This is a genomic window from Arthrobacter jiangjiafuii (assembly GCF_018622995.1).
GTDB lineage: Bacteria > Actinomycetota > Actinomycetes > Actinomycetales > Micrococcaceae > Arthrobacter_B > Arthrobacter_B jiangjiafuii.
In genome coordinates, this window is the sequence record NZ_CP076022.1 from 2000243 (window position 1) to 2012230 (window position 11988).

Annotated in this window: 11 protein-coding genes; 5 read left to right on the forward strand and 6 right to left on the reverse strand. The window is 65.2% G+C overall.

All coding sequences use genetic code 11. From position 1 onward, the window contains the following. Positions 1-6 precede the first annotated feature (6 nt). Positions 7-1386, forward strand: coding sequence for an APC family permease (locus tag KKR91_RS09440; protein WP_210228963.1), 1380 nt, complete (start codon positions 7-9; stop codon positions 1384-1386). Here KKR91_RS09440 and KKR91_RS09445 read toward each other — a convergent pair. Beyond that, entirely contained in the window at positions 1383-2162 is a 780-nt protein-coding gene (locus KKR91_RS09445; protein WP_210228965.1) for a trans-aconitate 2-methyltransferase, read from the reverse strand. The two genes, KKR91_RS09440 and KKR91_RS09445, sit on opposite strands and share 4 nt — an antisense overlap. 159 nt (positions 2163-2321) lie before the next feature. On the opposite strand from KKR91_RS09445, the gene KKR91_RS09450 reads away from it, so the two are divergent. Genes KKR91_RS09450 through KKR91_RS09460 form a run of 3 tightly spaced genes read left to right on the forward strand, consistent with a single transcriptional unit; the run spans position 2322 to position 6701 of the window. Further along, on the forward strand, positions 2322-4862 hold the full coding sequence (locus KKR91_RS09450) for a DEAD/DEAH box helicase (protein WP_210228967.1): 2541 nt from the start codon (positions 2322-2324) through the stop codon (positions 4860-4862). Between the two features lie 10 nt (positions 4863-4872). Next, positions 4873-5379, forward strand: coding sequence for a GNAT family N-acetyltransferase (locus KKR91_RS09455; protein WP_210228969.1), 507 nt, complete (start codon positions 4873-4875; stop codon positions 5377-5379). Beyond that, on the forward strand, positions 5376-6701 hold the full coding sequence (locus KKR91_RS09460; RefSeq protein ID WP_210228971.1) for an alpha/beta fold hydrolase: 1326 nt from the start codon (positions 5376-5378) through the stop codon (positions 6699-6701). Before KKR91_RS09455 ends, KKR91_RS09460 begins: the two co-directional genes overlap by 4 nt. Before the next feature lie 31 nt (positions 6702-6732). On the opposite strand, the gene KKR91_RS09465 is transcribed toward KKR91_RS09460, so the two are convergent. From KKR91_RS09465 to KKR91_RS09485, 5 genes are all read right to left on the reverse strand, one after another. After that, the gene (locus KKR91_RS09465; protein ID WP_237687610.1) at positions 6733-7287 is read right to left on the reverse strand and encodes an NUDIX hydrolase; all 555 of its coding nucleotides are present in this window, start codon (positions 7285-7287) and stop codon (positions 6733-6735) included. A gap of 2 nt (positions 7288-7289) precedes the next feature. Further along, entirely contained in the window at positions 7290-8573 is a 1284-nt protein-coding gene (locus KKR91_RS09470) for a hypothetical protein (protein WP_210228975.1), read from the reverse strand. Positions 8574-8780: 207 nt separating this feature from the next. Then, positions 8781-8966, reverse strand: a complete 186-nt coding sequence (locus tag KKR91_RS09475) for a hypothetical protein (protein ID WP_210228977.1) — start codon at positions 8964-8966, stop codon at positions 8781-8783. Then, positions 8929-9390, reverse strand: coding sequence for a hypothetical protein (locus KKR91_RS09480; RefSeq protein WP_210228978.1), 462 nt, complete (start codon positions 9388-9390; stop codon positions 8929-8931). The genes KKR91_RS09475 and KKR91_RS09480 overlap by 38 nt, the downstream gene beginning before the upstream one ends. 67 nt (positions 9391-9457) lie before the next feature. Next, on the reverse strand, positions 9458-10579 hold the full coding sequence (locus KKR91_RS09485) for an NDMA-dependent alcohol dehydrogenase (protein WP_210228980.1): 1122 nt from the start codon (positions 10577-10579) through the stop codon (positions 9458-9460). A 211-nt stretch (positions 10580-10790) separates the two neighbouring features. On the opposite strand from KKR91_RS09485, the gene KKR91_RS09490 reads away from it, so the two are divergent. Continuing rightward, positions 10791-11984 carry a polysaccharide pyruvyl transferase family protein gene (locus KKR91_RS09490; RefSeq protein ID WP_210228982.1) on the forward strand — a complete coding sequence of 398 codons (1194 nt, stop codon included), beginning with the start codon at positions 10791-10793 and terminating at the stop codon, positions 11982-11984. The last annotated feature ends 4 nt before the right edge of the window (positions 11985-11988 follow it).

Consider the following 11988-nt stretch of genomic DNA (forward strand, 5'->3'; position numbering starts at 1 on the left):
GCAGCTGTGGAAAACTTACCGTCCGCGGCTTCTTCGTCCCCGGAGTCTCCGCGTAAACCGCAGATCGGGCTCCTCTCGTGCGTGGCCTTCGGTGTGGGGACTACGGTGGGAGGCGGTGTTTTCACCCTCTCCGGCACTGCCGTGAATCTGGCCGGGTCCGGGGCGGTCCTGAGCTATGTCATTGCCGGGCTGGTGATGTGCCTTTGCGCGCTGTCGTTCATCGTAGTGTCCACCCGTGCGCAGGACGGCGAGTCCGGGTATGGCCCCGTCGGCACCATCCTGAGCCCGTTCTGGCGCTTCGTGGTGATGTGGGCGTTCTATCTCAACGGCGCCACGATCATCGCCTACTTGGTGGATTCGTTCGGAGATTACCTCCACGAGTACTTCCTGCCGGCTGCCGGGACGCTGGTGCTGGCCCTGGCGGCAACCGTCCTGGTCACCGCGCTGAACCTGGGCCCGACGGCGCTGGTGGCGAAGGCGGAAACATCGGTGGTGGGCATCAAGCTCGTCCTGCTTGTCCTCTTTGCGGTCTGGGGCCTCACCGAACTGAAACCTGAACAGTTGGAGCGTCCGTTGCCGCAGGGCACCGGCGGGGTCTTCTCAGCGGCTGCGCTGCTCTTCACGGCCTACACCGGCTTCAACGTCATTACAAACATGGCCGGTTCGGTGAAGAACCCCCGCAAGACCGTTCCCCGCGCAATCCTGCTGACGCTGCTGGTCTCCGGTCTCATCTACCTCGGAACAGTCCTGGCCATGATGGCCAGCGGCATCACCGTCTTCACCGCCACCGGAGTCTCCCAGGCAGCAGAGACCGTTATGGGTTCCTGGGGCGGCCCGCTGATTGCCGTTGCCGCCTGCCTCTCCACCTTCTCCGGTGCCAACGCCAATGTGCTCGGCGCCTCCGAGATCATGCTGCGGCTGGTGGGCCGCGGTGACGTCCCGCCGGCGCTGGGGCGGCACACCCGCAGCGGCCATCCCTATGTGAGCGTGCTCCTATTGGGCATCATCACGGTCATCCTGGTTTTCCTCAACGACACCACCTTCGTTGTGTCGATCGCCAACGTGGCCGCGATCATCGCGATGATCATCGTCAGCGTTGCCGCCGCAGTGCTGGGCCTGCGCAAATGGCCCGGCGATGGAGCACGGCTGCCGCTGGGGCCGGTGATTCCGGTCCTGGCGATTCTGGCCGCTGCCAGCCAATTGCCGTCGCTGGACCCGACAGCCCTGCTCACGGGCTTCCTCCTTACAGGCCTGGGCGGAGCCCTGTATCTGGCCCGGCATGCGGAGCGTGGAGGCCGCGGAACCCGGGCCCAGGCCAACCGGCAGATCGAGACCCTCGGCACTCCGCTGATGCGGGCGGCACGCCGGTCCTACCGGAAGGGCTAACCCAGCTTCCGCCCCACCATAAAGATGCGGCGGAAAGGAAACACGGTGCCCCAGGAACGGGCCGGGTACGCCGCGCGCAACTGGTGCGCGTACTGCGCCTCAAACCGGGAAAAGTCTTCCGGCTCCAGGGCGGCAATGACCGGGCGGAGCGCCGTGCCGCGCACCCACTCCAGCACCGGGTCCTCACCGTGCAGGACCTGGGAGTAGCTGGTCTCCCAGACGTCGGCCTCGAAGCCGGTTTCCGTGAGCAGGCCGAGGTAGTCCTCCGGTTCGTCGACAGCGTCGCCGTGCCGCAGGACGCCGTCGAGCTTGTGCTTCCATGGCGCGCTCGCGGCCAGCTCCCGCATCAGGGCATGCGAGGGCGCCCCGAAGTTTCCCGGAACCTGGACCGCCAGCCAGGCACCGGCGTCGAGCTGCTTGGCCCAGCGGCGCATCAGGTCCTGGTGTCCCGGCACCCACTGCAGCGCGGCGTTGGAGACCACCACGTCCGTTCCGGGCTGCGGCTCCCACTCCTCGATGCCCGCCTGGACAAAGTCCAGGTTGTCCGGTGCCTGATCCAGCGCCTGTGCCTGGTCCACCATGTCCTGCGAGGAGTCGACGCCGGTCACCTGCGCGCCGGGCCAGCGGGCGGCGAGCGCCGCGGTCAGGGTTCCCGGTCCACAGCCCAGGTCGACCACCCGGCGGGGCGCGTCTGCTGCGATGCGGGCCGTGAGGTCAAAAAACGGCCGGTCACGGTGCGAGGAGAACTGTGTGTACTTCCGGGGGTCCCATTTCATGCCGCCGAGCCTAGCAAAGCGGTCCCACCGGCAGCTGCATGCCCTTCATCCGGGGTCATGCCGCATGGGCGCAGGTGCGTCACTTCTCGTAGCCGATCCAAGGGGCGGCCCAAGCGACGGTCCATGGGGCATAGCCACGCCCGATAGTCTGGTATGGACATGAAACTTCTTGAACAGCTTGCCTCCGGCCCGTCCAGCACCCGCACCGTCGACCCCGACGAGACCTACACATCCTTCCTGGAATGGGTCGAGAGCCGGGGCATGTCGCTGTACCCGGCGCAGGATGAAGCGGTGATGGAGCTGGTGACCGGCAACAACGTCATCCTCGCCACGCCCACGGGTTCCGGCAAATCGATGGTTGCCATCGCCGCGCACTTCCACGCCATGGCGCACGACGAGCGCAGCTACTACACCGCGCCCATCAAGGCGCTGGTCTCGGAGAAGTTCTTCGCCCTGTGCGAGATCTTCGGCGCCGAAAACGTCGGCATGGTCACCGGCGACTCCTCGGTGAACAAGGACGCCCCGATCATTTGCTGCACCGCGGAGATCCTGGCGAACATTGCCCTGCGCGAAGGTCCGGACGCAGACCTGGGCACCGTCATCATGGACGAGTTTCACTTCTACTCCGATCCGCAGCGCGGCTGGGCCTGGCAGGTGCCCCTGCTGGAGCTGCCGCAGGCGCAGTTCCTGCTGATGTCCGCCACCCTGGGCGACATGACCCGGATCGCCAACGAACTCAGCGAGCTGACCAACCGGGACACCGTGACGGTCTCCTCGGTACAGCGGCCCATTCCCCTGCACTACTACTACGTGGAGACCCCGGTCCAGGAATCCCTGGAGGAGCTGCTGGCCACCAAGCAGGTGCCGGTCTACGTGGTGCACTTCTCCCAGATCGAGGCGATAGACCGGGCCCAGGCCCTGATGAGCATCAACGTCTGCACCCGCGAGGAAAAGGACAAGATCGGTGAGCTGATCGCCGGCTTCCGCTTCGCCCCCGGCTTCGGCAAGACCCTGAACCGGCTGGTCCGGCACGGCATCGGCGTGCACCACGCCGGCATGCTGCCCAAGTACCGCCGTCTGGTGGAGCAGTTGGCACAGGCCGGACTGCTCAAGGTCATCTGCGGCACCGACACCCTGGGCGTGGGCATCAACGTGCCCATCCGCACCGTGCTGATCACCGCCCTGTCCAAGTACGACGGCGTGCGCACCCGGCCGCTGAAGGTCCGCGAGTTCCACCAGATCGCAGGCCGCGCCGGCCGCGCCGGCTACGACACGGCGGGCACCGTCGTCGTGCAGGCACCGGAACACGTGATCGAAAACGTCAAGGCGATGGCCAAGGCGCACGCCAAGTTCGGCGACGACCAGAAGAAGCTGCGCCAGGTGGTGAAGAAGAAGCCGCAGGCCGGATTCGTGTCCTGGGGCAAGCCCACTTTCGAGAAGCTGGTGGACGGCACTCCTGAGCCGCTGACCTCCAGCTTCAACATCACCCACTCGATGCTGCTGAACCTGCTGGAGCGTCCGGGTGATCCGTTTGCCGCGGCCAAGAAGCTGCTCACGCACAACCATGAGACCCGCTCCTCGCAGCTGGCCCTGATGAAAAAGGCGCTGAGCATCTACCGCGAGCTGAAGACCGCCGGGATCGTGGAGGTCCTGCCGGAGCCCGACGTCGACGGCCGTACCGTGCGCCTGAAGGTGCACCTGCAGCCCAACTTTGCCCTGAACCAGCCGCTGTCCCCGTTTGCCATGGCCTCCCTGGAGATCCTGGACCCGGAGAGCCCGTCCTACGCCCTGGACGTGGTGTCGGTGATCGAGGCGATCATGGAAAAGCCGCGGCAGGTCCTCTCCGCCCAGGAGAAGAAGGCACGCGGCGAGGCGATCGCGGCGATGAAGTCCCAGGGCATCGAGTACGACGAGCGGATGGCCCTGCTGGAGGAAGTCACCTATCCGCAGCCGCTGGCTGAGCTGCTGGAACAGTCCTTCGAGGTGTACCGTTCCGGTGCGCCGTGGCTGGGCGAGTTTGAGCTCAGCCCCAAGTCGATCGTGCGGGACATGTACGAGCGCGCCATGAGTTTTGGCGAGTACGTGCAGTTCTACTCGCTGGCCCGCTCCGAAGGCGTGCTGCTGCGCTACCTCTCGGACACCTACAAGGCGCTGCTGCACACCGTTCCGCCGGAGCGGCTGCGCGAGGACCTCGAGGACATCATCGAGTGGCTCGGCGAACTCGTCCGCCAGACCGACTCCTCGCTGCTGGACGAATGGGAAGAGCTGACCAACGGCATCAACCCCGATGCCACAGCCGAGCCCGTCCTGCCGCCGGTGCCGGACAAGCTCACCGCCAACGTCCGTGCTTTCCGCGTCATGGTCCGCAACGAGATGTTCTCCCGCGTGAAGCTCTTCGCCGACGAGGATGACAAGGCGCTGGGAGAGCTCGACGGCGGCAACGGCTGGGACGCCGACCGGTGGGCCGACGTCCTGGACGCCTACTTTGAAGAGCACGAGGACATCGACGACGGCCCCGACGGCCGCGGCCCGAACCTGCTGATCATCAAGGAGGTCCCGGGCAAATGGGAGGTCCGGCAGATCTTCAAGGATCCGGCCAACCATCTGGACTGGGGCATCAACGCCGAGGTGGACCTCGCCGCCTCCGACGAGGCCGGCTACCCCGTCATCAAGGTGATCCACGCAGGCCGGCTCGACTAGGCTGGGCAGCATGGAAATCCGCCCCGCCCGCCCTGAAGATGTCCCGGTCATCCTTGAGCTGATCCATGACCTGGCGATCTACGAAAAAGAGCCGCACGCCGTCAAGAACACGGTCGAGGCGTTGGAGAAGAACCTCTTCGGGGAGCACCCGGCCATCTTCGCCCACGTGGCTGTGGAACAGGGGACGGTGCAGGGCTTCGCCCTCTGGTTCCTGAACTACTCCACATGGGAGAGCGTCCATGGGATCTACCTGGAGGACCTCTACGTCCGCCCGGAGACCCGGGGCAAGGGTGCCGGCAAGGCCCTGCTGCGCACTCTGGCCGCGATCGCCGTCGAGCGCGGGTACGCCCGGGTGGAATGGTGCGTGCTGAACTGGAATGAACCCTCCATCCGTTTCTACGATTCCCTCGGCGCCGTGCCGCAGGACGAATGGACCACCTACCGGCTCACCGGTGAGGCGCTGGAGTCCTTCGGCGGCACGGCGGCTGCAGCATCGGAATCGGAACAGCCGGCATGAGCATCCCACACACCGCTTCGGCGCCCTATGACGTCCGCGGCATGCGGGTCACGGACCACCGCTTCACGGTTCCCCTGGACCACGCCGAGCCCGATGGCGAGAGCATCACCGTGTTTGCCCGCGAATACAGCGACGCGGAGCTGCCGCAGGCTGAAGCGGAGCAGCTGCCCTGGCTGTTGTACCTGCAGGGCGGACCCGGAGGCCGGGGCAACCGGTTGCTGCAGTTCGGCGGCTGGACCAAGGCAGCCTCCAAGCACTTCCGCATCCTGATGCTGGACCAGCGCGGCACCGGTCTCTCCACCCCGGCCACCCGGCAGACTCTGGCCCTGCGGGGCGATGCCGCGGCGCAGGCGGAGTACCTGAGCCGCTTCCGGGCGGATTCAATCGTGGCCGATGCGGAACTCATCCGTGAGACTCTGGGGTCCGGTCCATGGACGACCTACGGGCAAAGCTACGGCGGCTTCTGCACGTTGACGTATCTGTCCTTTGCTCCGCATGGGCTGCGCGAATCGCTCATCACCGGCGGACTGGCTCCGTTGACCGGGCCGGCGGACCGCGTCTACCGCGCAACCTTCCGCCGTGTCGCCGCGCGTAACGCCGAATACTTCGCCAAGTATCCGCAGGATCGGGAAGCGACCACGCGCATTGCCCGGCATCTGGAGGCCGTCCCGGAGTTCCTGCCCTCCGGTGAGCGGCTGACCGTCCGCCGGTTCCAGATGGCCGGCTCGTTCCTGGGCGGGAACACCCGGATGGATGGCCTGCACCATCTGCTGGAGGACGCCTTCGTTCCCACGCCCCACGGCGACCGGCTCTCGGATTCCTTCCTGGAGCAGGTCCACTCCTTGGTCAGCCGGGCCTCCAACCCGCTGTACGCGCTGATCCACGAGTCCATCTACGGCCAGGGCGAAGCGACGAACTGGGCAGCGGAGCGGGTTCTGGCGGAGTTCCCGGAGTTCGAGCCCACGGCGGCCGAGCCGCTGTACACCGGTGAAATGGTCTACCCCTGGTATTTCGAGGAAGATCCCGCGCTGGTCCCGCTGAAGGAAACCGCGGAACTGCTGGCGGCCAAGGCGGACTGGCCGGCCCTGTACGACGTCGGGCAGCTGGCCCGGAACACCGTGCCGGTCGCCGCAGCCGTCTACACCGATGACATTTACGTGGACCGGGACCTGTCCCTGGAAACGGCGGGGGCAGTGAAGGGCCTGCAGGTCTGGGAAAGCGCCGACTTCCACCATGACGGCATTGCCGACGACGGCGAGGGTATCTTTACCCGGCTGCTGGGGATGGTGCGGGGCGGACCGGAGCAGGAGTCAACGGCCTAGCCGACCCTACCTCCCCCGGACGCAGAGCCAGTCAGCGGGCGGCCAGCCAATGGGCATGCGCGGCAAGGGTGAGTGCGTCGGCAATCTCCCCGGAAGCCATCAGCCTCGGGAACTCCTCGACGTCGACCCACCGCAGGCCGTCAATCTCGCCGTCCAGCGGCCCTAAGGTGTCAGCCGGGCAGAGATCGGCGGTGACCACCGATGCAGAACCGGCCAGCAGCGACGTGTCAGCCCAGACCTGGCCCAGTAACCTGAAGTGGGTTCCCGCCAGCCCGGTCTCCTCGCGCAGTTCGCGTGCGGCGTCCTCCAGCACCCGCTCAGCGGCATCCCGTCCGGGTCCCGCTCCCGGCGTGCCGAAACCGCGCGGGAACTCGAGGAAGCTGCGGCCGGCGGCAGGGCGCCAGTGTTCAACCATGGCGAAGCGGCCCCCGTGGACTCCCACAACCACCACGCCCGGTGTCCCGTTGTCAGCGACCAGGCGGTGCTGCCGCCACGACCTGCCGTTATGGGAGACCTGCTGCGTCCAAAGCTCCAGCCGCGGAGGTCCGTCCCATGCGTAGGCCAACTCGGGCCCTGCGCCTTCCATGTTCACCGCGGCACCGCCGGGAAATGGATGTGTGCCCGCATTTTCTTCCTGCCGCTCTCACGCAGTTCAAGGAACTCAGCCAGGGGAACCCCCAGCAGTACTGCGGCAACTGCGGATACCAGGCCTGCAGTGATGTTTGACGCCAGCGTACCCACCAGCACCGGGAAGAGTGTCAGCAGCACCCTCGTCCGCACGGTGCGGCGGGCCTGCCTGCGGCTGATTACTGCGTCCGCCCGGGCCACCGCGTAGGCAAGTTCATCAGAGGACTTCTGGCTCGGACTGCGCTGCCATTCGCGGATGGCCGCCCTGGCCTGGTGCCGCAGGAGCGCGTACACGGGAGGCTGCATTTCATGCAGGGTGCTCACTAGACTGCCCTGGAACTGGATGGTCGCACCGTTCCGTCCCATTGCCCGGCGCCGAGACCCAAACCGCCTGGGCGGCAAGGAGTCCTGGGTGCCCGGATCCGGGCTGAACCGCAGCCAGTTGGTGCCATGCATGGCGGCCAGCGCATCAAAGTAGGCGTTCATCCACCAATCGCGCAGCAGCTGCTCCCGGTCGTTGAGTGCTGCGGCATGATCGCTGAGATAGGCCAAAGCCTCGGTCCGGTAGACACTTCTCGACAGGAAAGCCACAGCAGCGTCAACCGCCGGATCCCCTGCGGTGGCCAGCCCGGACGGGACGACCCGCCGCTCCAAGGCCGCGGCGAGGTCGAAGCCACCGTCCCATTCCTTCAGGCTCAGGCGGCCCGAATCCACCTCGTCGATCCAAGCCGACCACGCCAGTTCCAATTGGGCGAAGGGCCCGGTGGGTTCATGGACCTGGTGCGCCGGGTTATCCGACTCCGCGGCAGCCTGGAGCTCCGCGGCCACCGTTCTGGCCACCTCCTCCGGCGGGCAGTTCCGCAGTCTCTCACTGTCGCGGAGTTGGAGCCGGTCCGCCAGCGGAAGCGGCTGCACGCAGAACGCGGTAAGCGCGGAGAATTCAAAGCGCGCCAGGACAGTCCTGTCCAGATCGCTCCCGAGCAGAATGGATCGCAGGCTTTCCGCGAGGGTCGGCTTCCGAGAGGCCACCGCGAGGACCCCGTCCAGGGAATCGGTGCGGGCCAGAATATTCCGGATGCCATCAGGGCCCAGGGTCAGGAACAACGCACCGTCGAGAACCTGCACGTCGAGCAGGAGGATCCGCTGACTGAGGATGTCGGCAGCACGGAGCACTCCAGCGAAGGGCAGCCGTCCCGCGGGGCCATTCCCGGGATCCACCGCCGGGTCCAGGGATTTCTGCTCCAAGGAGTCAAAGTCGAAAACCAGTGTCTGGTCTACATGGATCGCCGGAGAAACGACCCCGGTACGCCGAACGGCCGGTTCCTGACGGCTACCCTGTAACACTCTGTCCCCCACGACCGGCGTCGAAACCGGCGTTCTACATCAGCCGCCGTGGTCGGCAGCGGCGAAAAGTCAAAACCAGCTGGACGGGTTCGTTCCTCCGCCCTTCGGCTACAGCGGCTTTCTGGCGAGCTCCACAACCCAGTCCGGAGTAGTCTTTCCGAGTTTCCGGTCAGTGGTCAGCCGAAGCCGTGCAGCCCGGATCTGCACCCGTTCGCGGTCCCTGTCCCGGGTGTCCTTCTCGGCCCTGGCGGCGGACTTACCTCCGTGTGCCAGCGGCAGTGCTGCTGTGCTCATCGTCAGCTTCCTCCGATCCGGGTGTACTAGTGGTTTCATTCTGGCCCATCTCAGCGTTGGAGTCCATTAGAGCCGTCAGCGGGCGCGCCCAGGCAATGCTGATGATAGCGGTTTCTTCCTCTCCGGCCAGATCGCTCTGCGCCAGCAGGTCCAGTACTCCCAGTCCGGTTTCCTGCCGCCGGGGATCATCCGACATAGACGCCTCGATAGCCCACTGGGCGCGGTTCCACCATTCGGACCGCTGATCCGCCCTGCGGCGCTGGTCCAGGGTCTTCCAACCAATGATAAAAGTCAGGACCGCGGCCATCAGGACGGCCAGCGGCCCCAGGGCGCCGAGAACCTCCCACCATTGGGCGTAGCTGCCCGCGGTGGAGGCAATGTCCGGCGGAGAAGCCGGCGGCGGAGTGATGAGGATGGACAGCATCTGCTCACCCTATCGGCCGCCGCCCACACCTCCCCGGGGCTGTCACCAAGCCAGATCCGGAACGGATTCAGGACCTGTTGAACTCGATGATTCCGCGGATATTGATGCCTTCACGCATATCGTCGTAGGCCTCGTTGATCTCGTCGAGTGAGTAGCGCCGGGTGATCAGTTCCTCGAGCTTCAGCTTGCCGGACTGGTAGAGGCGCAGGAGCATGGGCATTGCCTCGCGCGGGGACGCCATGCCGTAGAGGGCACCCTGGATGCGCTTTTGGAACATGGCCAGCGTGAAGGCATTGATGCCGGGAATCCCGTCGTCGGTGTCCTTGCCGATGCCGGTAACGACGACGGTTCCGCCTTTGCGGATGGCACCGTACGCCCGCCCGATGTCTGCGCCCGACACCACGCCGATACAAATGATCGCCGAGTCGGCTCCCTGTCCGTTGGTGATGCTCTTGACGAAGGCATCAGCCTCGTCGAAGTCTGTAAACACCTCGGTGGCACCGAACTGCGGGGCGAAGTCCTTCTTGGCCGGCGCTGGGTCCACCACCACCACATGGGCAGCACCTGAGAGCGCAGCGCCCTGGACGGCGTTCATGCCAATGCCGCCGGCACCGACGACCAGCACCACGTCCCCGGCGCGGACCGCTGCGGCGTTCGTGGCCGAGCCGAAGCCTGTGGCAACACCGCAGGCCACCAGGCAGGCAACGTCCAACGGAACCTCTGGATCGATCTTCACCACTGACATCTGGTCATAGACCTGCCACTGGGCAAAGGTGCCCAGTGTGCTGACTGTGCCGACGTCCGTTCCGTCAGCGTGCATCCGAAAGCCGCCCGTGGGCTGGGCCCCTTCGAGGATAATGGCCCCGTAGTCGCAGAGATTCTGCATTCCCATCGCGCACCAGCGGCACTTCCCGCAGGCAGGGATGAAGGCCGTGACAATATGGTCGCCCTCCGCCAGGTCATGGACCTCGGTCCCGACCTTCCGGACAACTCCGGCCCCTTCATGGCCGCCCACCATTGGTGTCATGCCAATCTGCAGATCACCGGTGCCAAAATGGTCATCGGAATGGCAGAGCCCGGTGGCCACCATTTCCACCAGGACTTCTGTTGGGCCCGGTTCATCCAGATCGACTTCCTGGACTGTCCATTTTCCGGGTGCTTCCCATAAAACAGCTGCACGTGTCTTCATCGCGTTCCTTCACGTCGTTGTGATTGGAGCGGCAGCCGAGGGGTCCCGGCAGTGCCCCGGCGCCCCAGCAAAGCCGTAGCCGCGATGGTACAACAGGGCCGGGAAGGGTCGGCAGGTAGTCCCTACAGACTCTTCCCGGTCACACTGCACCACTCGTGCGGCCTGGCGAGTTTGAACCCGCTCGGCACGGAAGTTCCGATAGTCTGACGGTATGGACACCCCATCCCACTATTTGGTTGCAACGGCCGGTTACCCAAATTTCGGCGACGAATTCATAACTGCCTCTTGGCTTCGCTTCCTCGCGGAGACCGCTCCGGACACTGATGTCTGGCTCGATTGCCCACAGCCCGGCGTTGCGCAATTGCTATTTGAGAACCTGCACCCGCGCCTGCGAATTACCAACACTCTCTGGCGCGCGATTTGGGAGGCCGGGGACCTCGTCCCGAGCGACGTCTCTAAGCGGGTGTCGGACCTCGTCCACAACCTGGGGTCACCCAATTACGATCTGGGGTTGGTCAAACTTCGTACAGCAAAATCCCTGCACCTTTTGGGCGGGGGCTACGTGAATGGTATCTGGCCTCATCATGCTGCCCTGGTCAGCGGCATGAAGGCGGTCAAAGAGATCACCGGAGCACAGCTGTTCGCAACCGGGCAAGGTCTGATGCCCCTAGTCGGCACGACTTCGGAAGCCTTTGAGTTGTTCGATGGCTTCGACCATGTCAGCGTGCGGGATGCCGAGAGCGCCCAGGCCTACTCGCTTCAACTGGGCATCGACGATGCGTTCCTGGGTGCGGCTGCCGAGACGGCAAAGGCAGTCAATGGTCCCGCTGCCATGTTTGTTTGCATTCAAAGCGATATGAATGATGAAGGCCGCTTTAGCGACATTGTAGCTGCTGCACGGGTACATATCAGGGCCGCAGTGGATCAGGGAAAGAAGGTCTATTATCTCGAGGCCATCCCGGGCATCGACCGCCCGGCGTACGACCTGCTCTCCGATCTGATCCCCGAGGAGGACTTTCTCCCCTTCACAAGGGTCTGGGAGGAAGGACTGCCTCTCGGGTCCAATCACGTCTGGATTACCACCCGCTTCCACTTTCATCTGCTGGCATCCGCAGCAGGCGCCCGTGGCATCGCCTACGGCGTCAAGCAGGGGTACTACGACATCAAGCACACCTCTCTGATTTCGCTGGGCAGCGGCTGGGCCCTGGACACTCCCGATGCGCCTGTCAATAAAATCCCGCCGGGTGTCGAGGCCCTACGCACTAAGCTAGGGAAACTCACCGACCAAAAGCGTGCCGAAGCTTTAAAACTCTATCCGCGCAGCGGGCGGGTCGAAGACCCACAGTCCAAAGGATCTTCGCTGAACGCCCTTCGCCGATTCGTCCCGTCTTTGGTATCACGCTAAGCCT

Bases quoted from the DNA above. Each gene is read 5' to 3' on its own strand.
- KKR91_RS09445 (WP_210228965.1), bottom strand. From the start codon at position 2,162: ATGAAATGGGACCCCCGGAAGTACACACAGTTCTCCTCGCACCGTGAC.
- KKR91_RS09450 (WP_210228967.1), top strand. From the start codon at position 2,322: ATGAAACTTCTTGAACAGCTTGCCTCCGGCCCGTCCAGCACCCGCACC.
- KKR91_RS09455 (WP_210228969.1), top strand. From the start codon at position 4,873: ATGGAAATCCGCCCCGCCCGCCCTGAAGATGTCCCGGTCATCCTTGAG.
- KKR91_RS09460 (WP_210228971.1), top strand. From the start codon at position 5,376: ATGAGCATCCCACACACCGCTTCGGCGCCCTATGACGTCCGCGGCATG.
- KKR91_RS09465 (WP_237687610.1), bottom strand. From the start codon at position 7,287: ATGGAAGGCGCAGGGCCCGAGTTGGCCTACGCATGGGACGGACCTCCG.
- KKR91_RS09475 (WP_210228977.1), bottom strand. From the start codon at position 8,966: ATGAGCACAGCAGCACTGCCGCTGGCACACGGAGGTAAGTCCGCCGCC.
- KKR91_RS09480 (WP_210228978.1), bottom strand. From the start codon at position 9,390: ATGCTGTCCATCCTCATCACTCCGCCGCCGGCTTCTCCGCCGGACATT.
- KKR91_RS09485 (WP_210228980.1), bottom strand. From the start codon at position 10,579: ATGAAGACACGTGCAGCTGTTTTATGGGAAGCACCCGGAAAATGGACA.
- KKR91_RS09490 (WP_210228982.1), top strand. From the start codon at position 10,791: ATGGACACCCCATCCCACTATTTGGTTGCAACGGCCGGTTACCCAAAT.